This is a genomic window from Crocinitomix algicola (assembly GCF_001661595.2).
Taxonomy (GTDB): Bacteria; Bacteroidota; Bacteroidia; order Flavobacteriales_D; family Crocinitomicaceae; genus Crocinitomix; species Crocinitomix algicola.
Genome location: NZ_LYPF02000010.1, coordinates 73,234 through 95,838 on the forward strand (window position 1 = coordinate 73,234; position 22,605 = coordinate 95,838).

General features: G+C 35.7%; 20 protein-coding genes. 6 read left to right on the top strand and 14 right to left on the bottom strand.

All coding sequences use genetic code 11. From position 1 onward, the window contains the following. The first annotated feature begins 9 nt into the window (after window positions 1-9). Window positions 10-819 (top strand): DnaJ domain-containing protein, encoded by an 810-nt coding sequence (locus A8143_RS06165; RefSeq protein ID WP_139134282.1) that lies wholly within the window; start codon window positions 10-12, stop codon window positions 817-819. Further along, the gene (locus A8143_RS06170; RefSeq protein WP_066757130.1) at window positions 819-1,664 is read left to right on the top strand and encodes a TerB family tellurite resistance protein; all 846 of its coding nucleotides are present in this window, start codon (window positions 819-821) and stop codon (window positions 1,662-1,664) included. Before A8143_RS06165 ends, A8143_RS06170 begins: the two co-directional genes overlap by 1 nt. 215 nt (window positions 1,665-1,879) lie before the next feature. Here the strand turns inward: A8143_RS06170 and A8143_RS06175 are convergent, their stop codons facing one another. The 4 genes from A8143_RS06175 to A8143_RS06190 form a co-directional block, all read right to left on the bottom strand. Further along, a complete protein-coding gene (locus tag A8143_RS06175; protein ID WP_139134283.1) occupies window positions 1,880-2,626 on the bottom strand; it encodes a porin family protein in 747 nt (248 codons plus the stop codon). Between the two features lie 11 nt (window positions 2,627-2,637). Beyond that, entirely contained in the window at window positions 2,638-3,657 is a 1,020-nt protein-coding gene (gene galE, locus A8143_RS06180; RefSeq protein ID WP_066757136.1) for a UDP-glucose 4-epimerase GalE, read from the bottom strand. Between the two features lie 12 nt (window positions 3,658-3,669). Then, on the bottom strand, window positions 3,670-4,305 hold the full coding sequence (locus tag A8143_RS06185) for a YceI family protein (RefSeq protein ID WP_066757138.1): 636 nt from the start codon (window positions 4,303-4,305) through the stop codon (window positions 3,670-3,672). A 133-nt stretch (window positions 4,306-4,438) separates the two neighbouring features. Continuing rightward, window positions 4,439-5,425 carry a YihY/virulence factor BrkB family protein gene (locus tag A8143_RS06190; RefSeq protein ID WP_175437497.1) on the bottom strand — a complete coding sequence of 329 codons (987 nt, stop codon included), beginning with the start codon at window positions 5,423-5,425 and terminating at the stop codon, window positions 4,439-4,441. Window positions 5,426-5,538: 113 nt separating this feature from the next. Between A8143_RS06190 and A8143_RS06195 the strand changes: the two genes are divergently transcribed. Further along, window positions 5,539-6,405: a bestrophin family protein gene (locus A8143_RS06195; RefSeq protein ID WP_066757144.1), complete on the top strand. Its 867-nt coding sequence runs from the start codon at window positions 5,539-5,541 to the stop codon at window positions 6,403-6,405. On the opposite strand, the gene A8143_RS06200 is transcribed toward A8143_RS06195, so the two are convergent. The 4 genes from A8143_RS06200 to A8143_RS06215 all read right to left on the bottom strand — a co-directional run bounded on the left by A8143_RS06200 (window position 6,402) and on the right by A8143_RS06215 (window position 10,630). Beyond that, window positions 6,402-8,111: a toxin-antitoxin system YwqK family antitoxin gene (locus tag A8143_RS06200; RefSeq protein ID WP_066757146.1), complete on the bottom strand. Its 1,710-nt coding sequence runs from the start codon at window positions 8,109-8,111 to the stop codon at window positions 6,402-6,404. The two genes, A8143_RS06195 and A8143_RS06200, sit on opposite strands and share 4 nt — an antisense overlap. 171 nt (window positions 8,112-8,282) lie before the next feature. Beyond that, a complete protein-coding gene (locus A8143_RS06205) occupies window positions 8,283-8,837 on the bottom strand; it encodes a hypothetical protein (protein ID WP_066757149.1) in 555 nt (184 codons plus the stop codon). A gap of 222 nt (window positions 8,838-9,059) precedes the next feature. Then, on the bottom strand, window positions 9,060-9,725 hold the full coding sequence (locus tag A8143_RS06210) for a LysE family translocator (protein ID WP_066757151.1): 666 nt from the start codon (window positions 9,723-9,725) through the stop codon (window positions 9,060-9,062). A 131-nt stretch (window positions 9,726-9,856) separates the two neighbouring features. After that, window positions 9,857-10,630: an exodeoxyribonuclease III gene (locus A8143_RS06215; RefSeq protein ID WP_066757154.1), complete on the bottom strand. Its 774-nt coding sequence runs from the start codon at window positions 10,628-10,630 to the stop codon at window positions 9,857-9,859. 152 nt (window positions 10,631-10,782) lie between these two features. On the opposite strand from A8143_RS06215, the gene radA reads away from it, so the two are divergent. The 3 genes from radA (at window position 10,783) to recO (ending at window position 15,260) form a co-directional block, all read left to right on the top strand. Beyond that, on the top strand, window positions 10,783-12,150 hold the full coding sequence (radA, locus tag A8143_RS06220; protein WP_066757156.1) for a DNA repair protein RadA: 1,368 nt from the start codon (window positions 10,783-10,785) through the stop codon (window positions 12,148-12,150). Window positions 12,151-12,231: 81 nt separating this feature from the next. Further along, window positions 12,232-14,544, top strand: coding sequence for a type IX secretion system anionic LPS delivery protein PorZ (porZ, locus tag A8143_RS06225; RefSeq protein WP_066757160.1), 2,313 nt, complete (start codon window positions 12,232-12,234; stop codon window positions 14,542-14,544). Next, the gene (gene recO, locus A8143_RS06230) at window positions 14,544-15,260 is read left to right on the top strand and encodes a DNA repair protein RecO (RefSeq protein ID WP_066757163.1); all 717 of its coding nucleotides are present in this window, start codon (window positions 14,544-14,546) and stop codon (window positions 15,258-15,260) included. Before porZ ends, recO begins: the two co-directional genes overlap by 1 nt. On the opposite strand, the gene A8143_RS06235 is transcribed toward recO, so the two are convergent. From A8143_RS06235 to A8143_RS06260, 6 genes are all read right to left on the bottom strand, one after another. Then, window positions 15,261-15,548 carry a hypothetical protein gene (locus A8143_RS06235; RefSeq protein ID WP_139134284.1) on the bottom strand — a complete coding sequence of 96 codons (288 nt, stop codon included), beginning with the start codon at window positions 15,546-15,548 and terminating at the stop codon, window positions 15,261-15,263. A gap of 99 nt (window positions 15,549-15,647) precedes the next feature. Beyond that, window positions 15,648-15,974: a hypothetical protein gene (locus tag A8143_RS06240; RefSeq protein WP_217494786.1), complete on the bottom strand. Its 327-nt coding sequence runs from the start codon at window positions 15,972-15,974 to the stop codon at window positions 15,648-15,650. A 117-nt stretch (window positions 15,975-16,091) separates the two neighbouring features. Beyond that, window positions 16,092-19,022, bottom strand: a complete 2,931-nt coding sequence (locus tag A8143_RS17420; protein WP_083261245.1) for a M43 family zinc metalloprotease — start codon at window positions 19,020-19,022, stop codon at window positions 16,092-16,094. Window positions 19,023-19,149: 127 nt separating this feature from the next. Then, the gene (locus A8143_RS06250) at window positions 19,150-20,379 is read right to left on the bottom strand and encodes a C1 family peptidase (RefSeq protein WP_066757173.1); all 1,230 of its coding nucleotides are present in this window, start codon (window positions 20,377-20,379) and stop codon (window positions 19,150-19,152) included. 148 nt (window positions 20,380-20,527) lie between these two features. Next, complete coding sequence (locus A8143_RS06255) at window positions 20,528-21,703, bottom strand: HU domain-containing protein (RefSeq protein ID WP_066757176.1); 1,176 nt, start codon at window positions 21,701-21,703, stop codon at window positions 20,528-20,530. 185 nt (window positions 21,704-21,888) lie between these two features. After that, window positions 21,889-22,602 carry a carboxypeptidase-like regulatory domain-containing protein gene (locus A8143_RS06260; RefSeq protein ID WP_066757179.1) on the bottom strand — a complete coding sequence of 238 codons (714 nt, stop codon included), beginning with the start codon at window positions 22,600-22,602 and terminating at the stop codon, window positions 21,889-21,891. Window positions 22,603-22,605 lie beyond the last annotated feature (3 nt).

Below are 22,605 nucleotides of genomic sequence, written 5' to 3' on the forward strand. Positions count from 1 at the left end.
CCCTTAATCGTGAAATTACCTGAAAATCCATACATATTACCCATACTTGCCGGAGTGGTAGGAATTGCTCTCACAAAGAGTATGTTTGGAGCTTTCTTTTTTATGGCCATAGCGTTTTTGGTTTTATCAAATTTTCAAGGCGAAGACGATAGTTATACACGAGGCAATTTTTTTGCAAACGACTTTACCCATATTTTAATATTATTATCAGCTGAAGTTATCAAAGCTGATCAGCGTATTTATCCAAAAGAATTAGAATTAGTTCGCGCGAGATTAGCACATGAATTTGACGCCAGAACGGTAGAACGCTATATGCAAGATTTACAACTTTGCTTAAAGAAAAAAGTTAAAATTGAATCTTTATGCCGGCAAATTAACATTAGGCTAACTCCTGCTGAAAAACTTCAATTATTGAATTTTTTAACAGGTTTAACGGTAACTAATGGCAAAATGATAGATTACGAATATGATCTATTAAGGAAAATATCTCGCTTAATAGATGTATCTGAACATCAATTCAGATCTATACTAGCTATGTTTCGGTTTCAACGGATTCATTCTTATTCAAACCAAAAGAAAAGCGAAAACAGACCACGATATGAGTCAAAAACCAGTCTAAGCTCAGCATATTCCATTTTAGGCATTCAAGAAAATGCCAGTGATATTGAAGTAAAAAAAGCTTATCGAAAAATGGCAAAGCTCCATCACCCAGATCGAGTTATTCATTTAGGACAGGAATTTCAAAAAAGTGCCAAAATCAAATTTCAAAAAGTTTCTGATGCTTATGAACTGATCAAGGAAAAGCGTGGAATAAAGTAATGAATTTTAGGTATACAAATCTTTGGATAGCGCCCTTAATTGGATTCATTTCCTTTTTTCTTCTGAATGAAGATCCCTATCTCCGTTTTTTTGGAGCGATAATTATCACGACTCTTGTTTTATTGATTTTGTTAATCACTCAATCCATTTTTGACTTTATACGAACATTAATATTTGGTGAACAGCCGTTTTTAAGACGTGAAAAAAAGTTTGTTCATCAATTATTAAAACTTGCTGCATTAATAACAAAGGTAGATGGGCAAATATTAACATCGGAACAAGAAAAGATCAAGCAACGTTTGTTTTCCGATTTCAAAACGGAAAAAGCACAAAAATACTATGAATCATACTTGAATTACCTCCAAGAGGACATTAATCTAAAAAAAGTCTGCAAAAAAATCAATCAAGAATTTACAAGATCTTCAAAAAATCATCTTTTCTATCTTTTAATAGAGCTCGCTATTGCAGATGGTGAATTGAGCAAAGCAGAAATCAAGCTCTTGCAAACACTGTGCAAACAATTTAATTTCCCACCTCAAACACTCATCAGTATATTGAGTTTATTTAACTATAAAAGTGAAAGTCAGAAAGATTCAAATAAGCACCGATATAATAATCAGAAGAAATCATCGGGTAGAACTGATGTATATGAGGCTTATAAAATATTGAATGTCACTAATGGAACCAATATGCAGGGAGTAAAAAAGGCTTATCGTAAACTTGCAAAAATTCACCATCCGGATAAAGTCAGTCATTTAGGTCCAGTAATTCAAGAAAAGGCGAAGGAAAAATTTCAACTAATAAACCAAGCCTATGAAAAACTAATAATTCATCTTTCTGAATAAATATGGTTTTGCGGAAAATGCAAATCAAGCTTCTTTTTTGGCGAAATTCAATTTATCCTATCGTTTAATTGCGCCTACATTTGGTGCTCTAAAACGAATGTTATGCAACAAACAAAATCAAGAGAAAGAATTCAAAAGGCAGAAAAACTTGCTTGGATTATTTTTACAGCGATCGGATTGAATTACATATTGTTAACAGCAATCCTCACTTACCGTTAAAACCAACCTATGCTTATTCCAGCAGAAATCAGCTGTAATTGATTACTGTTGGGATTTGTAAATAAATAGGTCATATCGTAATATCCAAACAGAAAAATATTGTCAATTCCAATTCTCAATGTGGGTCCATAATGAATACGATTTAAATCTGGAAAATTAAACTCTTTGTACTCGTATTGTTCAATTCGCCATTTCGTATAATTTTCAACCATAAATCCGGCTTTAAAACCAGGATAAAACTTAAGTTTTCCTCGTTCTTTTCTTGATCGAAAACGAAGTTCAAATGGAATTTCCACAAAATTGAAAACAGTTCTATTAATCCAACGGTTTACTCCACCGTATGGCGATAAATGGGAAAATTTATTTTCAGTACCCAACTCTTTTAAGAAATTAAACTCGCCATCGTGTCTTATGCTAAAATGGCTATACCCCAATCCAATTGCAATACCCATTCTTGATTTTTTAGAAAACGGGATATCAAACATTAAATTGAGATTGTGCCCTAGAGAGTAAAATTTTGTCGCCACATTATTGGGGTCACCTATCCAGTCATTGTAAAAAAAATCAGAATTAAACCGATCGAACTTATCCGGAGATTTTTCATCAGGAGCACTTAAACCAGTATAGAGTCTCATAACCCCTGGTTTCCGTTTGATAAAAGGGTGAACGTCTTCTTTTTGTTGATTTTGACTTATCCCAACAAGCGAAGTTAAAATCAGAATTAAAACGGCTAAATACTTCATTAAAATCACTTTTAATTTCCGAGGCTTTGCTCCCAATTCCAAGCATGTTTCACGGCATCAGAAACAGTATATTTACAGGTCCAACCTAATACGTCTTGAGCCTTTTTAGGATTTGCATAAATCATTGGAACATCACCAGCTCTCCGCGGACCTATTACATAATTTAACTTCAAATTATTTTCAGTTTCAAAAGCACGTATCATCTCTAGCACAGAGCTTCCCCTACCCGTACCTAAATTAAATGGTTCCGCCGAATTATTTGCCGCTGTATCAAGAAACTCCAGTGCTTTCACATGAGCTATTGCTAAATCTACAACATGAATGTAATCTCTGATGTTTGTGCCATCTGGGGTATCATAATCATTCCCAAAAACCGTTAGCTTTTCACGAATACCTTTTGCTGTTTGCGTAATATAAGGCATGAGATTGTTAGGAACACCTTGCGGTAACTCCCCAATTTTCGCTGATGGATGTGCACCTATAGGATTAAAATAACGCAATAGAGTTGACTTCAATTGACCTTCTCCCTTGGTGGCGAATTGAATAATTTTTTCACATGTAATTTTGGTGTCACCATATGGCGATGCAGCTTCTTTAATAGGTGTTTCTTCGGTAACAGCAGGATCAGCAGCTTCTCCATAAACCGTGCAGCTCGATGAAAAAACCAAATTTTCAATATTGCAACTTTGCATCACATTTAGTATTGCACATAATGAGCCCACGTTATTTTGATAATACTGCACAGGTTTCGCCACTGATTCTCCAACTGCTTTATCGGCTGCAAAATGAATTAAACCGTGTACATTGGTATAATTTTCAACAACTTTTTTAACCGCCAATTCATCCTGACAATCCACATTAAAAAAAGGAATTTTCCCACCACAAATTGACTCAATACGATCGATTATCCAGGGTTTAGAATTCCTAAAATCATCAATAATCACAGGGTTATAGCCAGCATTATAAAGTTCAACAACTGTGTGCGAACCAATATAACCTGCTCCTCCTGTTACAATAACGGTTTTAGTCATGAATAGTCTTTATTATTCACAGGTTTTTGTGAATGTTGTCTTTACCGCTATTTCCACTTCACTCCATAATTTGTTTACGCCATCAGGACCTGTATGTTTTGCTTCACAAACCACACCTAAAGAGTCCATTGCCTCTTGACCGTCAAAATCCAAAATATTAATTTCAGTCAAAAATTTCAACTCTTCACCGTCAACTTTCACTTTACCATCATACTGAACGGTTTTTCCGTTCATCGTAATTTCAACTTTCCCGCCATTTGCATCTAAACTTAAAATTGAACCCACGATTGTACTGGTAGAATCCATTACACCAAAAAAGCTATTTTTAATCTTTGGATCTCGAGTTTCATCTTGAGAGTTTAAAGAACTCACTGGAATTTCAAAACTCGCTCCACTCACAACAGCATACATATCTTCTGAAGCTTGATTAGTGGTTACATCGATCTGATCGAACGAACCTGTAACCGCAATTTTATCAGTTAATTTAAAGGCAGTCCAGGTTAATATTGTTTCATCGTGATTGTATTCATACTTACACACTTCTTTCGTGTCAACCACCTCATTTTCTGTCTCCTCTGATTTCTCAGCACCTCCGCAAGCAGTTAATAATAAAGCTCCAAATCCAAGTGTTAATAACGATTTATTCATTGTATGTTTTTTTGTTCTTTTTATTACCAGATTAATTAGGGTTAAATTTAACGAAAAGCTAGGACAGAAAAAATTTATTCAACGAATATCTCTTTATTTTCGATGATTCTATTCGTACAGGGGGTAAATAAGCTTAAAAATCGTCAAGCATGCGATCTTTTATTCGATCTAGACTGTCCAAATGTTTTTTCTGAACTGCACCTCGAATACTCGTATTTAACTCAAACCCGATTAATAACACAAACGAGATTAGATAAATCCACAATAAAAGCATCATTATTGTTCCTAATGAGCCATATAACTCATCATATTTGGCAAATTTTTGGATATAAAAAGAATACAATTTTGAAATCAGTATAATAAGAATGGTCGCCGAAGTTCCACCCGCGGATAAAAATTTAAATCCGTCTCTTTTCGATGGTCCAAAATAATAAATTGTAGCAACCGCAAAATAAAGTAAGGCTGCCACAAAAAGCGAAGTCGTAATCGAGAAAATTAGCGATAAGTTATTTGCAATGAAATCGCTGTATTCGGCCCAATAATTAAATAATTTACGCTCAAGCAACACCATAAAAACAAGTAAGCAAACGCCTATAATTATGGCAAAGACAAAAACCAATGAGGTGATTTTTATAGATGCCCAACTTCTTTTTTTAAATTCAACTTTTGACGTGTTAAAGGATCGGATCAAAACAGCAAATCCATTTGAACTAAAATAAAGTGCGAGGATAAACCCGAAAGAAATCAACGAGTTTACAGTTGAATTTTTAAACTCACCGAGATTGGAAACGAATTGGTTAAAAATCGTTTCGGGAATAAAGCTTCCGAAAACTGGTAAAACATCTTGCTCCAAATCAAAATAAGGGATGTATGCTGACACAATAACCATAACTAAACCGAATGGAATCATTGCCAAAAAGAAATGAAATGCCAAGGAAGAAGCTCTCGTAGCTAATGCACCATTACGAATTGTCCAAACAAAAAAGAATAAAATCTCCCAAAGAGAAACTCCTTCAAAACCTGGCAACACAATTTTTCGCGTGAGATGAATGACTTTCCGAATTAAAGTTACCCTTGTAATTCGCATTAATCTGGACACACCTTCTATCAGCTTTTTCACAAAGCAAATATACATTCAAATTTCAATTCAACTATTCTGCCCATTCCAAACCACAAAAGTGAAATTATAGTTTAACGAGAATGCTTATTTTTGAACCTAGATAAGAATAAACTATGATTAAATACAACCCTAAGACTTGGTTCAGACCTATTTTTTCATTCCGAAAGAGTGATACCTTCGCTATTATATGGAAAGAAATGGTTTACATTTTTTTATTAACCATCGGTTTAACCTATGCTGAGTTAAATTACTTTCCTGGAATTGTTGAATGGAATGAGCTCTTATCTGTTTATTCTTTGATTGGTTTTGTTCTATCATTGTTATTAGTATTTAGAACCAATACCGCCTATGATCGTTGGTGGGAAGGCAGAAAAAAATGGGGAGAATTGGTGAATAACACCCGAAATTTGGCATCAAAAATAGCTTCTTTATCCAATGATCCTGAAACAAGAGCGTACTTTGCACGGATGATTCCAAACTATGCTATTGCCATGAAAGAACATCTTAGACAAGGTGTTGATTTAGACGAATTAAACTTAACGAAGGAAGAGCGGGAAATTTTAGAAAAAAGTAATCACCGACCTAATATTATCTCAACATGGATTTATCAGGCTGTTCGTAACATGAAAAAACACGAAAATTTAAGCGAAGAAGAAATTTTATTATTGGACATCAACTTAAAGACTTTCGCTGATATCATTGGCGCTTGTGAACGAATTAAAAACACACCGATCCCCTATTCTTACAGTATCTTTTTAAAGAAATTTATTTTTATATATGTTACTACGATTCCACTCGCAATTATTACCTGGTTTGGGTATTTTTCATGTTTAATTACGGTATTCATCTTTTATGTTTTAGTGAGTCTTGAAATATTAGCAGAAGAAATAGAAGACCCTTTTGGCAAAGATGATAACGACTTACCTACCGATGATTTAGCGTATAAAATAAAAGCAAATGTTGAGGAAATTTTGGCCTAATTAGCTCTAAATTGCGCTTGTTTGCCATTTGGACTTTGCTGAATTCCTTCTTCAAATGTTTTCTCGACAACAACCTCTCCTCTTTTATTATATACTCGCATTTTACCGTGTTTTAAACCGTCTTTATAGTCGATTTCTTGGGTCACATAAAATGGTCTCCAGTTGAAAACATAAGTCTTACCATCAAGTTTACCATTTTTATAGGTGATTATGCGATTTGCTTTAACTCCGCCTGGAAAATAATAGGTCCATTCGCCATTTTCTTTCCCGTTTTTATAATCACCTTCATGTGTTTTTCGACCATCTTTTTGGCTGTACCAAACCCAATGTCCATCCCTAACACTCTCCTTTAAAACTCTTTTAGAAAAGGGACCATATTTCACTCCTTTTTTATAATTCACTATTTTGTATTCACCCACTTCTAGGAGTTTCCCCTTTTCGGTGTAACGCTTCCATTCACCAACTTTTAGATCATGTTCATATTCACCAACGAGATGCAATTTATCTTTCTTAAAATAGGAATACCACATGCCGTGTAAAGTACCAGCATCAAAACTTGCTTGATTTTTCAAATCACCATTATCAAAGTACTGTTTCCATTCCCCTTGCTCTTTACCTTGAACAAAAGAACCTTCTTTTAATAAATTCCCATTTTCATACCACGTTTTCCATTCTCCCTCTTCTAAATCATTTTTATAAGCTCCTAATTTCCATTTGCTACCATCTTTATAAAAAAACTCCCATTTACCATCTCTCAACCCTTTAGAAAATGAACCTTGACTCTCAATATGAATAGAATCTCCCGGATACCAATATTTCCAAAAGCCATCTTGTAAGCCTGCCACAAAATCGCCTTCCATATCTTTTGTCCCAACATTTGTATACCAGGTCCATTTACCAACTTTTTGCCCATTTTCGAATTCTCCTTTTATGTTTAACTGCCCATTATCGTAATTTTTTGTGTATTCACCTTCCAAAACACCATTGTTATAGCTTACCATTCGATCAATTTGACCTGTATAATACCAATACCACCATTTCCCATGTTTTTCATCATTCAAATACTGGCCTTTAGCGTATGGTTTTCCACTTGCCGTATATTCTTCAAAATCACCGTTTTTTAAACCGTCTTTATAGGTGTAAAATTCTTGCAGGTGCCCTGTGCTTGCATAGTATAACAAGGTTATACCATCGCCATTTTTTAGCGTTTGGGTCGAATCCATTTTCCAGAAGTTTTTTACGTAGGAAATGGAATCTTTTACCTCTTCTTCCATCATTTTAAAACCATTATTATAATAATAGTTCCATTGTCCAATTGGACGGTCATTTTTAAATGTTCCTTCCTCTTTTATCTTTCCATTTTCATACCAACTTGTAAAAATGCTATCTTGTTTACCATGTTTGAAGAAACCTCTATCTTTTGGTTGCCCACTTGGATAAAAACGAACTACTTTACCGTGTAATTCACCTTTCATATAATTCCGTTCCTCTTCTAAACGTCCTTGACGGTCCCAATACCTCCACAATCCATGTTCAAGTGTTGTTGCTCCATTAAAATCATCTGCGTAATAGTAACCTTGACTTTGAAGTGCCGAATTATTAAAATCCCAAAAATTTTTAACCATTTTTGGCTTAATCTTCTGAGCATTAATTGAGGTTGCACTGAGGAATAAAATTGTAAGTAGTAGCAATTGTTTAATTGACATAATCAATTCGTTTGATATAAAGTATAACTAGTAGAACAAATTTAGTTACCTTTTTCACATCATCAAGGTAAAACTAACCTATCAAGGAAAAAGTATTCCACAAGACTTTTTTAGTCAAGTCAACTAACTTTAAACGTTTAAACCAGAAAACCGACTCAGATTAACTGTACTTTAACGGCTTACATCAGTAGACACCTCCCATTTAGCAAATATTCCTGAAATATGATATCTTTTCCGCCACATGAATCCCCCTAATCTATCAAAACCAATAGCTGCTGCAGGCATTCCTACTACAACATAATAAAGTGGTTCATAGAAATCAAATTCTCCTATCGTTCCTATTGAAATACCAGTTGTAAAGAAGATTAGCGGATAAGAAACAATTTTCATTGTCAGTCCCGTTCCCCGAACAAAAGCATTGAAGCGTAAATGGTTAATTTTTCTTATCTTTTTGACATCCAAATCTACCTCCCAACTTTCACCTTTAAATGGTTTAAGCACAATTGTGTCATTTTTAATTTCTTGAATAGTTCCGGTATATTTAGAGTCTGTTGAGAGGACCGAAATTTTTTCGCCCACTTCGATTACCTTAGTTTTATCTTTTTTGCGATGTTTAAGGATAAGCGCACCAGTTTTGGCCTCATCTTGACCTTGATTATACCCTGTAATGGGTGTAATTAAAATCAATAAAAAAACTAATACTAAAGTTTTAGGGTTGAGTTTCATATATAAATTTTGAGGAGCCAAATGTAGCACAATTAATGTATTGTTTCTACTTTGTTTAGTTTTAACTTTAGGAGAAATATAAATTGAAGAGGTATTAGGCTGAAGCGTTAGGGATTGACGCAAATGTTTGAGCTCTCCGCGCGTCTGTCTGGAACCGACGGGCGGAAGCGAGTGCAGAAAGCCCGCCACCAAACATATTGGTGGAACGCCCAATAAAACAAATCACTTTAACAAGGCGAGAATACCTTGAACGAGGAATAATATACCGCAAAAAATAAGAATAAACCCAAGTACCATATTGACCACCCTAATCCAACTTGGGGTAAGAAAATCTTTAAGCATCTTTGCTCCGGATATTTTCAAAACGTCGACACTAAAAAACGTCACCAAAATAATCCCTATATAAATCATTTGGGTGTACACATGATCAATTTTCAGGTTTTCAGGGGCTTCAGGAATTAGTGTCATTAAAGATAACCAATAAAATAAAACTCCCGGGTTAAGCGCATTAATCATAAAACCTTTTAGCACCATCATTACTGGATTGGTAGCACGCAAGGTTTCTGCTTTGGGAAATTTATTGGTAGGTAGTACATTTTTTTGCCTCGTTTTTAGCAGGTTAAAAATACCGAATAAAATAAATGCTGTACCCCCAATGATTCGCAAGATGTACCGGTTATCACTTTCCATAAGTGCATTTACCTCTCTAAAAAAAAGAAAGGCAATAGTCACGTAAACCAGGTCACTTATTAAGACCCCTAAATCGAGAAATAACGCCGCTTTTATGCCTTTGGTTATACTTGTTTCCACCAGTATAAAAAAAGCTGGACCCACCATTATACTTAACAATAGTCCATAACCTAATCCGCCGATAATTATCTCTAACAAACGTTCAAATTTATTTTAATGAAATCTCTTTTCGATTTACACTAGTCTTTTTATCCATTGGGCTCGAAAATATTCTTTCTTACACTATTAGATACGAAATGTAACTAAAAATGTTTTGATAGTATTAAAAATTAAAGTTGCACATCTAATTCAACCAAAATTGGACAATGATCGGAATGCACAACTTCCGAGAGGATGTCTGCACGTTTGAGTTGATCTCGTAAAGATTCGGTGATAAAATGATAATCAATTCGCCAACCTAAATTCTTTTTTCTAGCCCCAAAACGATAAGTCCACCAAGAATAATTGTGAGGCTCTTTATTTAAGGTTCTAAACGTATCGATATAACCAAGATTTAAAAAATCCGTAATCCATTGTCGCTCCTCAGGTAAAAAACCTGAAGATTTTTTATTGGATACAGGATTATGGATGTCAATTGCTTCGTGGCAAATATTTATATCTCCAGAAATTAGCAAATTAGGTCGAGTTTTACGAAGCTCTTGAATATAAACTTTAAAGTCGGCTAAGAAATCCATTTTAAAAGCCTGACGTTCTTCACCACTACTGCCGCTGGGAAAATAACAACTCAAGACAGAAAAATCCCCAAAATCGGCTCTTATAATTCGCCCTTCATTATCATATTTTTCAATTCCGCAACCTAACGCTACGTGATCAGGTTTTGTTTTTGAGAAAATAGCCACACCACTATACCCTTTTTTTTCTGCTGAATACCAATACGAATGGTAGCCTGCCTTTTCAAATTCTTCTATGTCTACTTGATCTCTATTGGCCTTTGTTTCTTGAAGACAAATCACATCTGGATTTTCTTCTTGCAACCAATTTAACCAATCTTTTTTTAGCGCTGCTCGGATGCCATTAACGTTATACGATATAAATTTTGCCATTACTTTTCTTTATTACCACAAAAATAATGATTTCCATGAAGTACCATTGGCAATTTTAGCTGAATACAATTATCGTTACCTTTGGTTATCTTTTTAATGAGTGGAACGTAATAAAATTACGTGCTCCGTTTAGAATTTTGAAAGCAAAAAACATGGCAAAAACAAAAACATCATTCTTCTGTCAAAACTGTGGAGCAGAATCACCTAAGTGGGTTGGAAAATGTGCATCGTGCAACGAATGGAATACTTATGTTGAAGAAGTGGTTCAAAAAACGCCGAAATCAGCTACCCCATTTTCGTCATCAACAACCCAGCGAGCTTCAAAACCTCATCGACTAAATGAGATAGAAAAGTTAGAAGAACGCAGGATGATGTTACAGGATAACGAACTTAATCGTGTGCTCGGAGGAGGAATTGTACCAGGTTCTTTAGTCTTATTTGGTGGTGAACCCGGCATTGGTAAATCGACCCTTCTTTTACAAGTTGCAGTACGAGAAACCAACAAGAAAATTCTCTACATTTCTGGAGAAGAGAGTGAACAACAAATAAGTATGCGTGCGGATCGAATTGGAAAATCAAATGAAAATTGTTTTGTTTTAACTGAAACTTCGATGCAAAACATTTTTATCCAAGTTGAAGCCGTTCAGCCTGACATCTTAATTATTGACTCAATTCAAACCCTACAATCAAACAACTTAGAATCATCGCCAGGCAGTGTTTCTCAAATAAAAGAATGTACTGCAGAGTTTTTACGTTATGCTAAAGAATCTGGAACACCTGTATTTTTAATAGGCCACATTACAAAAGAAGGAGCTTTAGCGGGCCCGAAAGTATTAGAACACATGGTGGACGCTGTATTAGTTTTCGAAGGCGATCGAAACCATGTTTACCGGCTAGTTAGATCAGTTAAAAACCGATTTGGTTCAACCAATGAATTAGGGATCTATGAGATGAACGGCAATGGTTTGCGCGAAGTAGAAAATCCTTCAGAAATACTAATTACCAATAATGAAGAGCGGCTGAGTGGAATTTCAATTGCCTCAACTATAGAAGGAGTGCGTCCTATTTTAATTGAAGTTCAGGCGTTGGTGAGCACCGCGGCCTATGGAACGCCACAACGTTCATCTACTGGATTTGATTTGCGTCGCCTAAATATGTTATTGGCAGTATTAGAAAAAAGATGTGGTTTTAAGTTGGGGGCAAAGGATGTGTTTTTAAATATTGCCGGTGGGATTAAAGCAAATGATCCAGCGATAGATTTAGCAGTAGTTTGTGCGATTATGTCATCCAACGCGAATATTCCAATTGATGCTGGTATTTGTTTGGCAGCTGAATTAAGTTTATCAGGAGAGATTAGAGCTGTGAACCGCATGGATCAACGAATTACGGAAGCTGAAAAAATGGGGTTCGAACAAATTATTATCAGCAAATTTAATAAAGGTATAAATCAAAAAGATTATGCCATTAAGATTCATCAAGTCAGTAAAATCGAAGATGCAATACGCATCATTTTTGGATAAAGGCCTCAACATAAGATTAGCCCAATACTTTGACACAATAATTTTGAATATTTACTGTTATTTCTATGTAAATTTGAATTGATGAAAAAAATATTCCAATCGACACTAATCGCATTAGTTTCATTTGTCACTCTTCAACCTAGTTTTGGACAAATCGGTATGAATCAATGGAGGGTACATTTTTCCGTGAATTCAGCCAATGGCATTGCCAAAACCCAAGACATGGTATATATGGCTTGTGCAAATGGTATTATAAGGAATGATTTAACAGATAATACTGTTGATCAGTTAACAGTTGCTAATGGATTGAGCGACTTAGGAATTTCAGCGATTGGCAGTGACAGTAAAATGGTTGTAATTGGTTATGTTAATGGCAACATAGATTTAATTGAAGGTCAAGTCATCACTAACGTTCCTTGGATTGAAAAAGCAGATTTGTCAGGAGATAAAACAGTGAACAATTTTTACTTTGATGGTTCAACCATTTATATTGCAACCAGCATTGGCTTAGTCGTTTTCGACAACGAAAAGAAAGAAATTAGAGATACGTACTATCCTTATAACGACCCTGTGGTTTATGATGTGAGTATTTTTCATGATACACTTTACGCAGCTACCGAAAAGGGTATATATTATGCCCACAAGGACAAAGGTTATTTAAATGATTTCACCAATTGGAACAAATTTGAAAATTTACCGCCTACAGTTGTAAACAGTTCCTTTAAACATCTTGAAGTATTTGAAGATCTTCTATTTTTGGGTTACGATAGTGATGATTTTCAAGCAGACACGGTTTATTACTACAACAATGATTTAGTTACAAAAATGCCTGCTCCAATTACTCTAAAATCGATTTATGCTGATAACGATCGACTAATTATAACTGATTTTTCTTCTGTTAAGTCTTATAATACAGCATTAGAAGAGCAGGATATATTATTTGAATACAATGGAAAAACACCATCACCAGCAGCAGCTGTATTTGCTGGAGACAAATATTGGATCGCTGATGAAACGCATGGACTTGTAAATGGAACAAATAGTTGGAACACCAGCTTTGTATATGATAACACCCCAGCATATGACGGTTGTTACAAACTAGATATTGAATATGGTAAAGTCCTGGTTGCAGGCGGTGGAATTAGCCAAAATCTTGTGAGCAACAGTTTTCAAAATGGTGCATATTTGTTTGAGGAAGAAACTTGGACAAATTTTAACTACCGCACAGACCCATTAATTATCGATTCTTTAGACAGGGATTTTATCGGCGTAGCGATTAATCCTAATAACACAGATGAATTTGCCCTATCAAGTTTTTCAAAGGGAGGAATAAAAGTTGTAAAAGACGGTAAATCAATCTCACAGGTTTATAATGCTGAAAATTCACTGATTGAAGATCAAGCTGGAGACTTTATGTTTATTCCAGACATGAAGTATGATAATGACGGCAACTTATGGTACCTCAATCGTGGGTTAAAACCTTTAAAAGTAATTACAGCTACAGGAGAAGAATACGCATTTGACCTAGGCGCTTCTGCTACAAATAAATACCCTTTAAAACTCATGATTGATGATGAAGGAAATAAATGGATTAGTATGGTCAATGTTGGTTTATTTGCTTTCAATGAAAATGGCACATTAGCAGATCCATCTGATGATCAAGTACAAATACTGAGAGCCACTGAAGGATCGGGAAACCTCCCTCATTCATACATTAATACAATTTGTCAAGATGCAGATGGTGAAATTTGGATTGGAACAGAAGAAGGCATGGTCATTCTTTATTCTCGTGAAAAATTGTATGACGGTGGTTATGCTGAATATGATGCTTTACCGATATTGTTAACCGTTGGCGAAGAAACGGAACGACTCTTAGGAGGATCCAATATTACGGCAATAACTATTGATGGTGGGAATAGAAAATGGATTGGTACCAGCTCTTCAGGTGTATTCTGTTTTTCTGAAGATGGAAAGGAAGAAATTTATCGATTTACAGCGGAAAACAGTCCCTTGATTTCAAACAGCATCCTTGATATTCAAATTGATCATCTGTCTGGTGAAGTTTTTTTTGCCACGAATGAAGGTTTAGTATCTTACCGTACTGATGCTAGTTTAGCCGACAACGATTTTGAACAAGTTAATGTTTATCCAAATCCAGTAAGACCAGATTTTAGAGGTCCTATTACAGTAAATGGTTTAGGATACGAATCTGATGTAAAAATAACAGATATCTCGGGTAATTTAATTTACCAAACCGTTTCTAATGGTGGAACGGTTATATGGGATGGAAACACTTTACAAGGTGACCGCGTGCAAACAGGTGTCTATTTAGTCTGGTCGGGCGTAACGAGTGGTAAAGGTAAAAATGTAGCTAAAATTCTTGTTATCAATTAATGGCCACCCACAAAATACAAGGAATAGTTTTAAGAAAAACTGATTATTCTGAAACGAGTATCATATTACAAGTCTTAACGGCAGAAGAAGGAATAAAGAGTTTTATTTACCAAGGAGGAAAACGAAAGAACAAGAAGGGAAATTTGATCAGTCCTTTGGCTGTTATTGATATTGAATATTATCAACGAAAAGAAAGCGAATTAGGCCGTATTTCATCGCTAGGTGCAAGTATAATCTATAAATCTATTCCTTTTGACCCTTATAAATCGAGTATTGTTTTTTTCATGAATGAGGTGTTATCGGCAACCGTTCAAGAACACGAAGAAAATGAGTCTCTTTTCCATTTCCTCCTAAACATTCTATCAGTTTTAGACTTATCTGAAACTATTGCCAATTTTCCGATTAAATTCCTTTACCGTCTAACTCAATATATTGGATTTTACCCGAACGAAGTAGAACGGCCTACCTATCTAGATTTAAAAGAAGGAACCTATACCCCTTATGCTCCGTCACATGGAATTTATTTATCTCAAGAAAATACGGCCTTACTACTTACACTATCTAAATGTTCGTTTGATGGTGAAAATGACCCTCCAGTTAATTTAGGGGCAAGAAGAGAAATTATGAACGACCTTGTTCGCTACTATCAATTAGTAATTGAAAATTTTAAACCATTAAAAAGCTTACCTGTCTTGGAGGCGACTTTTCATAATTAATTACTTTCTTTCAATTTCAATGACTTCGAGGTATTCCGGTCCATTTTCAATAGGATACCCTTCAATTTTATCGCCTTTAATCTGCACTTTTTCATTCACATAATCTAATAAATCGATCTTGTCGCTTCTTAAAGCAAAAGTTCCGATAAAAAACTCACCATATTGGTAGGTCGTAATTCCGTCGTTCTTCTCTAGAACTCCAGTCAAAATAACCTCATCAGTTTCTTCTTTCTCACAAGAAACTAAACTAAAACTAAGCATCATCACAAGAGCTGCAAACCACTTCATATCAATCAATTATTCTTTGTCAATTATAACGTTCGATATGACGATTTAGTTTGGTAAGCGAATTGAATAGGTAGAAGAAATTTATCTCTTTTAAGCTAATTAAAGTATATACGTAGTAATTTTCTTAATTAAGGTTCCTTTCGTATTTTGAAAAATATAAAAATCAGCAAAATGAAGTTTGCTATCATCTTGCATAATAATTGTTCCGTTAAGAGCACCTTCTTTACCATGAGAAAGAATTTGATCTATTTCCAACACTTTTATTTTTTCAAAATTAATTTTCTCCAAATATTCTTGAAATGCTTGTTCACCTTCTATTTTATATTTCCCTATAATATGCCATATAATGTTATTATCGACTGCGCTTAATAACCATTCAGTATTTCCATTTGCATAAGCTTTTTTAAAGCTCTCTAGAAATTTCATTTTTGGAGAATTACCGCAATTTGTTTTTGAAATAAAATGAACCATTCTTTATTCTGAGATAAAAACAAAAACCCCTGTGATTATTCATAGGGGTTTTAGATTTATAGCGTATAATTATTAACGTATGATCAGTTTGTGCGTATACACAAGATCCTCTGATTGAAGTACAATATAATATAATCCACTTGCATAATTAGATACGTCGTAACCGATGGTGTTATCTTTAACATCTTTGAATTCATCCTCTAAAACCACCGCTCCTACAAGATTGATTATCTTTAATTGCACACTTCGTTCTTCGCTCAAATTAAATCCAATATTTACGTAATCATTAGTTGGATTAGGGTAAACTTCGACGAAATTATCAAATCCTAAAACCTCTATCCCTACCGCGCCTACTGATACGGTGACCTCTAACTCTATTTCGCACCCTTCTGCATCCGTTACAAAACAAGTATAAGTAGTTGTCGTTTCCGGACTTACGGTAATGGACGCTTCATCGCCTACAAAATCAGCTCCCGTATACCACATCCATGATACACCACCGCTCACAGTCAACACTGTAGATTCGCCTTCTTCAATTGTGATATCTGGAGAAATTACAGGAGAAAATGAAATTACCGCATCCACCACGACATCACCAGACGTTTCACAATTTGCCTCATCGCGTACCACGAAACTATAGGTTCCAGCCGAGAGGTCGGTAAAAGAGCTCGTTGGAAAGAAGGTCGCTCCATCATTTATTGAATAATCGTAAGGACCTCCGTCACCACCATCAACAGAAAAATTTATTTCACCATCTTCAGCTCCACAATTTTCTGGCTCCGTAGAGCTTGTGACAGTTAAACTTTCATTAACTGACAACACGAAAGATTCCGATTCATCACTTTGACATGAGCCAATGGCAGTTAGACTTATGGTCCATAAACCTGGATCAAATGTTGCGGTTAGGTTTGCCTCATCAAAATAATAATCGTCGAATCCATCAGAGATATTCCAGTAATAATCGGTTGTATTTAATGAGCCCGAACCATTCATAGTCACTTCATTACCCTCGCAAGTTTCAGCATCAGGCCAAGCCACAATAGCCTCTGGTGCAGTTCCCAAAGAAGTAAGCACATCAATAATTAAAGAACCATTCGGCATTCCTCCAAATAGATCAGACGTCAAGGTCCAACCAGTAAGTCCTGAAACAAGCACGCTAGTTGTACTTGCTCCAGGTGGACGATCAGCAAAATTTGTTGTCAACATTAACAGCGTATCGAAACCACCAGAATAATCATATTCAAGTCCAACCCAATAATCACCAAAAACAGAAACACCGCCAGGAAAAGCAATTTCATTAAAAAAACCTTCATCTAGATCGCTATAAGAACGAACTTGTGATGCCAAGACTGTTCCTGGTTGACCAGCATCATCCTCGTATATATAAAACGTTACATCACTTGGTGCACCAATATCGTCTATTTGGATAAATGGAATTCTAAGCTTATGCACTAAAGTAGCAATTGGAGCATTAAATCGTTCAGCATAGCCATTCGCTCTTAATACTCCCTCGGCCAATGTCACCTGTGCCGGGTAATACCCTACTTCATCTTCTAACGTATAAAAGGCTGCATTTTCAAACTCTAAAGCCGTATAATTTCTTGAAGTATCACAATAAGCTGTTTCAATTCCTCCATCAATTACTTCAATATAATCGGTTTTAGTTTCAGTGTCACTTCCTACCGCGTTGGTTGCAACGAGGGAAATAGTATAAAAACCTGTTTCTGCAAACTGCACAACTGGATTCTCACTTGTTTCAGATGTTCCACCAATAAAAGTGACACCCGCATCCGGACTTACTGTCCAAAGCCAACTGGTGGGGTAATTGTCACTTAAATCTGTAAAGTTCACCGATCCACCAACTATCACAGAAGTTACATCAGCTTCAAAATCAGCAACCGGTGCCACGGGCACAGCTGGCTCACACATCGTTGAAGCAGCCAAAGGAGCTCGTGAATATTCTAAAATTGAATGCATCAATGTCTTTTGATCCTCTGTAAACATCACTGTACAGTTCGCATAATCCATAAAATTTTCATATTGGGTTTGGGTACCGGCACAAGTTTCTTGATCACCAGAACAAGTTCCAGCAAAATCAAAAGAAGGTCCTGCAGTATTTGGTGTATCATCAAGGCCATCATCTTCAAAACAGCTTCCTCCACCGTCACCCCATGGATGATCTAATCCTAAGAAATGGCCAATCTCATGTGATAAAATGTGCGCAGACGGTGTTATCCCTAAATTATAATCAATTACAATTCCATCAATAAAAGCTGGCGGTAATGAACCAACAGTTGGTTTATATGCATATCCTGCAACACCAGCCATTGCCCCATTTGTAATGTCACAAATCCAAATATTCAAATAATCATCCCTATCCCACGGTTCAGTCCCAGTTCCACCATCCACCGAACTTTTCATTTTATTGGTCTCAGTATCTGGATTAAACCATGTTTCGGTAGTCTCCACCCGATGAATTCCAAATTCATCTAACGGCATACCTACTTCATCCTGCTTGGCCATGCAGAACTCAATATCGACATCCGCAGGAATAAAACCATATCCTCCTCGAGCATCCCCAACATCCGGATTAGTTGCCGAAAAATCTTCATTTACAGCATCCAACAAGTCATTTATAGCCTCAGCGGATACATTTTCTTCTGGCGTATTATACACCACATGAAAAATCACAGGAATGGTATAGGTTGCACGATCGCCTCCATCATAACGGCGAACCATTTCTTCTTGTTCTAATTTTTCTTCCTGATACTTTTCAGCAATTCCAGCTTTTGACACCCAATCTTGGGTAATTTGGTCAGACAAACAAGGTTCATGGTCATGCAATCCAGTTAAATCTGGGGAATAATTGTAAAAACTAATTATTGATCCAGCATGAATAGCGGAAGCCGACTTCAATGTACCCGGATTTCCTAATTTTATTTGGGAAAAACCATGCATTGAAAACAGACCGAAAAGGGTTAAAAAGAGGTAGTTTTTTCTCATTGTATGGGATTTTTAGTTGAAATAAGTTTTTCTATGGATCGATAATTTACACATATTTCTAATAACAACAAAAAAAATGTCGTTCCCTGTTAAGAAAACGACATTTTTATATACACAAAGTTAATTCCTATTTGAGGTTCAATTTATCTTTAAGTGACTTAGATATGGCATCCTTATGCACATAAATATTAATTGTTTTATACTTGAAGAAAGCCTCTGATGCGAAAAAGTAACCATCACAATCATTACCTGTACCCCAAGAGTTTTTAATTAATAAATACTCCGTATCATTTTGATCTTTGTACAATCCAACCGCATGCATCCCATGGTCGTCTGTTGTTTGCTTATTATCGTAGCCAAGTTGTCTCATTTCTTGTGTAATAACCTCTTCTTCCACAGGCTCCATGAAACAATTTGCTTCTTTTGCTGCTCCAGCATCGGAAAAGTTTTTATTATCACGACCACTTACTCTTATGGTTGATTTATCTTTAGGAACCACTGCTAAACCAGAGCGAAAATCAAAATAATCCTCAGACACATCAGACCCCCAAGCAAATGTATACCCTTCATTCAGGGCCGTTTTCGCAGCGGACCAAAGATCCTCTAGTGGAACATTATAAGATGAACCCCAAGCCCAGTTATCTGCAATAGCCAAATAACATTCTTCATAAAACGGATGATTTGAAAACGAAGTTAATGAAACATAGTCATCCATATTTAAACCTAATTCATCGCGATATGAAATCGGGTCTTGCATTTTTCCATTAACATTAAACTTAAAATCCCTTAAATCAGCAGGAATTTCACCAAGATAAGCGTCAAGCACTCCTCTCACTGCATTTTTCCATGCCGTTGTTAGACTTCCATTGCGTGACAAATCATTTCGAGCATTCAACACACCATTCACTGTTCCTTTCAGAACTTCTGCTAGTTCGGAATGCGTATGTCTATCCGTTCCATAATTTAACCCTTTAAATACTTCATCTGGAACGATACCATAGCGTTGAATTACCCATGGGATATCGTGAAAAGCACCACCCTGATCAAAGTTTGTATTCCCATCTGTTCGAATGTATTTTTCAGCTTTCCCTAAATATGCATGATACACAATATACATCTCAGACAAATTAACCCCTTTTTGACCCATACGTTCTAATTCGGATTCAAAGAAGGACAATGCAGAGAAACTCCAACAGGTTCCAGTCCAACCTTGCGATAATACCGGAGTTGCATCTAAATGACTAATTTCTTTAAACTTGTATTTACTTCCTTCTTTGTTTGTTGTAAAGTCTTGTGCATGCAAAGCGTATGAAGATACCGCAAGCACACCAATCGATAAGATTTCTTTTAATTTCATTTCAGCGTAATTAATTAGAATAAATTGAATTTATTTCTATCGTTTAGAATAGCCTTAAAAATAGTAAATCTTACTAGGAAAAAATTAGGAAAGCGGATTTGATTGCTATAAACATGATAAAAGTAAGCGAATCAAGGATAATCGGTAACTATTTTTTTAAAATCCAACCAGAAGATCCTTTTGACGTGAATTTTTCCATCGCCAAATTTGCGGCAGTTCTATTCTCATAGTCTCCAGCAGTTACTCGAAACAAACCTCCTTTTTGATCAAAAATATAAGCTGAATAACCCATTTTTTTAAGATCACTAACCAAGGTCTCGGCGTTTTCTTTTACGGAAAAACATCCTGCAATCAAATGGAATTTTTTTGAATCTGAGGTTTGAGTAACCGGAATATTTTTTGAGGCCACTGCTGTTTTATCCAATCGGACTGGAATGTACAACTCATCATCAAAATGATAATTATAGACTTTTACATTTTCACTGAGATTACCTGTTAAATCAGCCCAAGTTTCCACTAACGACTCATTATTCCATTCAAAGTCATCGAATCGCATTTGATACGTTCTTTCCGGTGCTGATTTTACTGGATTAAAATCTGCAAGTTGAATTTTGCCGGTATCCATAAAGTCGGTCTGCATTGGTATCCAATAAGCATAAAATAAAAAAGGTACCGTTGCTGCAGCCGCTAAATATTTCAGCGCACCTCGGTTTTTCCGTTTATGTGGCTTTTGATTTTGAGCCACCTCTACTTCTTTGACTAAACTTACGCTTTCGCGTTGCTGTTTTTGCGATTCTGGGCGTCCTCCATCTACCTGTGGTAAAGCGATAAGAACCTCTTCTTTTTCAGTTTTTATTTGATCAATCGCTACCGCTTGAACTACTTGTTCTTTTGGTTTGATTGATTCTTCTTTAAATCCAACAAATTTGACACTACTTAATCCGTATGCCTGCAATAACAGGTTAACCTCTCTACTTTGCTCGAATTTTACTTGTCCATTTTGCTTGAATAAAAACCCGATTTCGTCAATCTCGATTCGATTGCCCTCAGCTAAAGTGCTTTGCCAGTTTTCTACTTGATCAGCAATAAAATTGAGTGCATTAGCATAAGAAAAGTTTTCAACTTCCGCAATATGATTTCCTAACAAACCATCATTATTGATGAGCTTTGGATTAAAAAGAATGTCCTTTGAAGGAGGTAAAATACGATTTTGACTTTTCTCAATAACAGCAGAACGGTAATTGGCGATAAAACCACCAAAATTTGGTACTACAACACAATCGTGTTTGTATAATAATTCAGCTATGTACGTACTTAACTCCATCTTCCTTTATTCAAATTTAAGAATAGTAAATGAAATCTACGCCCTTTTTTGAGGAATGTTACGTAAATCTTATTGAAAACAAAAGAAAATTTACATACGATTAAGAATGAAGTGATTAGACAAAAAAAGCTCACTATCAGAACAATAGCAAGCTTTTCACTTTTTATTTAAAGTTATGTTTGGGCTTAATTCCTTGCTTTCCAGGCATAGTACAAATCAAAATAACCTTTCGTTTCTAAAACAACAACCCCACCTGTTGTATCTCCATATTTTGCTGGTATTCCACCGGTATATGCTTGCAAACCTTGAATTGAAACTCCTGGAACCGAACTCATATCTGTTGCTTTTACACCATCGATATAGTAAATCGCATCCCCAGGTCGAGATCCTCTGATAATAATATTATCCGAACCTTCAGGTTGTTGAATATCTGACGAACTTCCCGCTAGCAAACCTTTAGGGTCACGAATAAATGGGGATTTTGCGATATCTTCTTGTAAAATCGTAATCTTTTGAATGTCCTTCTCAATTTTTATTGCAGAAAAATCTAGAATCACAACTCCTAATACGTTTTCATCTGACATATAAACATCAACTGTTGTTATTCCATCTGGCCTCACAACCACTCCTGCTATCATTGTAGAATCATGCCCCATTTCAGCAGCATATAAATTATATGTACCCGGTTTAATCGCATCAATTTTATACGACCCGTCAAAGTCAGAACGGGCGTTCATTTTACCTGCTTCAGTTTCAATCCATAAGCGTGTTATTGGAATTGTTGTTGTTGAATCTGTTTTTTCATATACAAATCCACTTATTCTTCCCAATCCAACTTGCGCTCCAACCAATTGTGCAATTCCGAGCGCTACCATTAGTAATATTCTTCCTTTTTTCATACG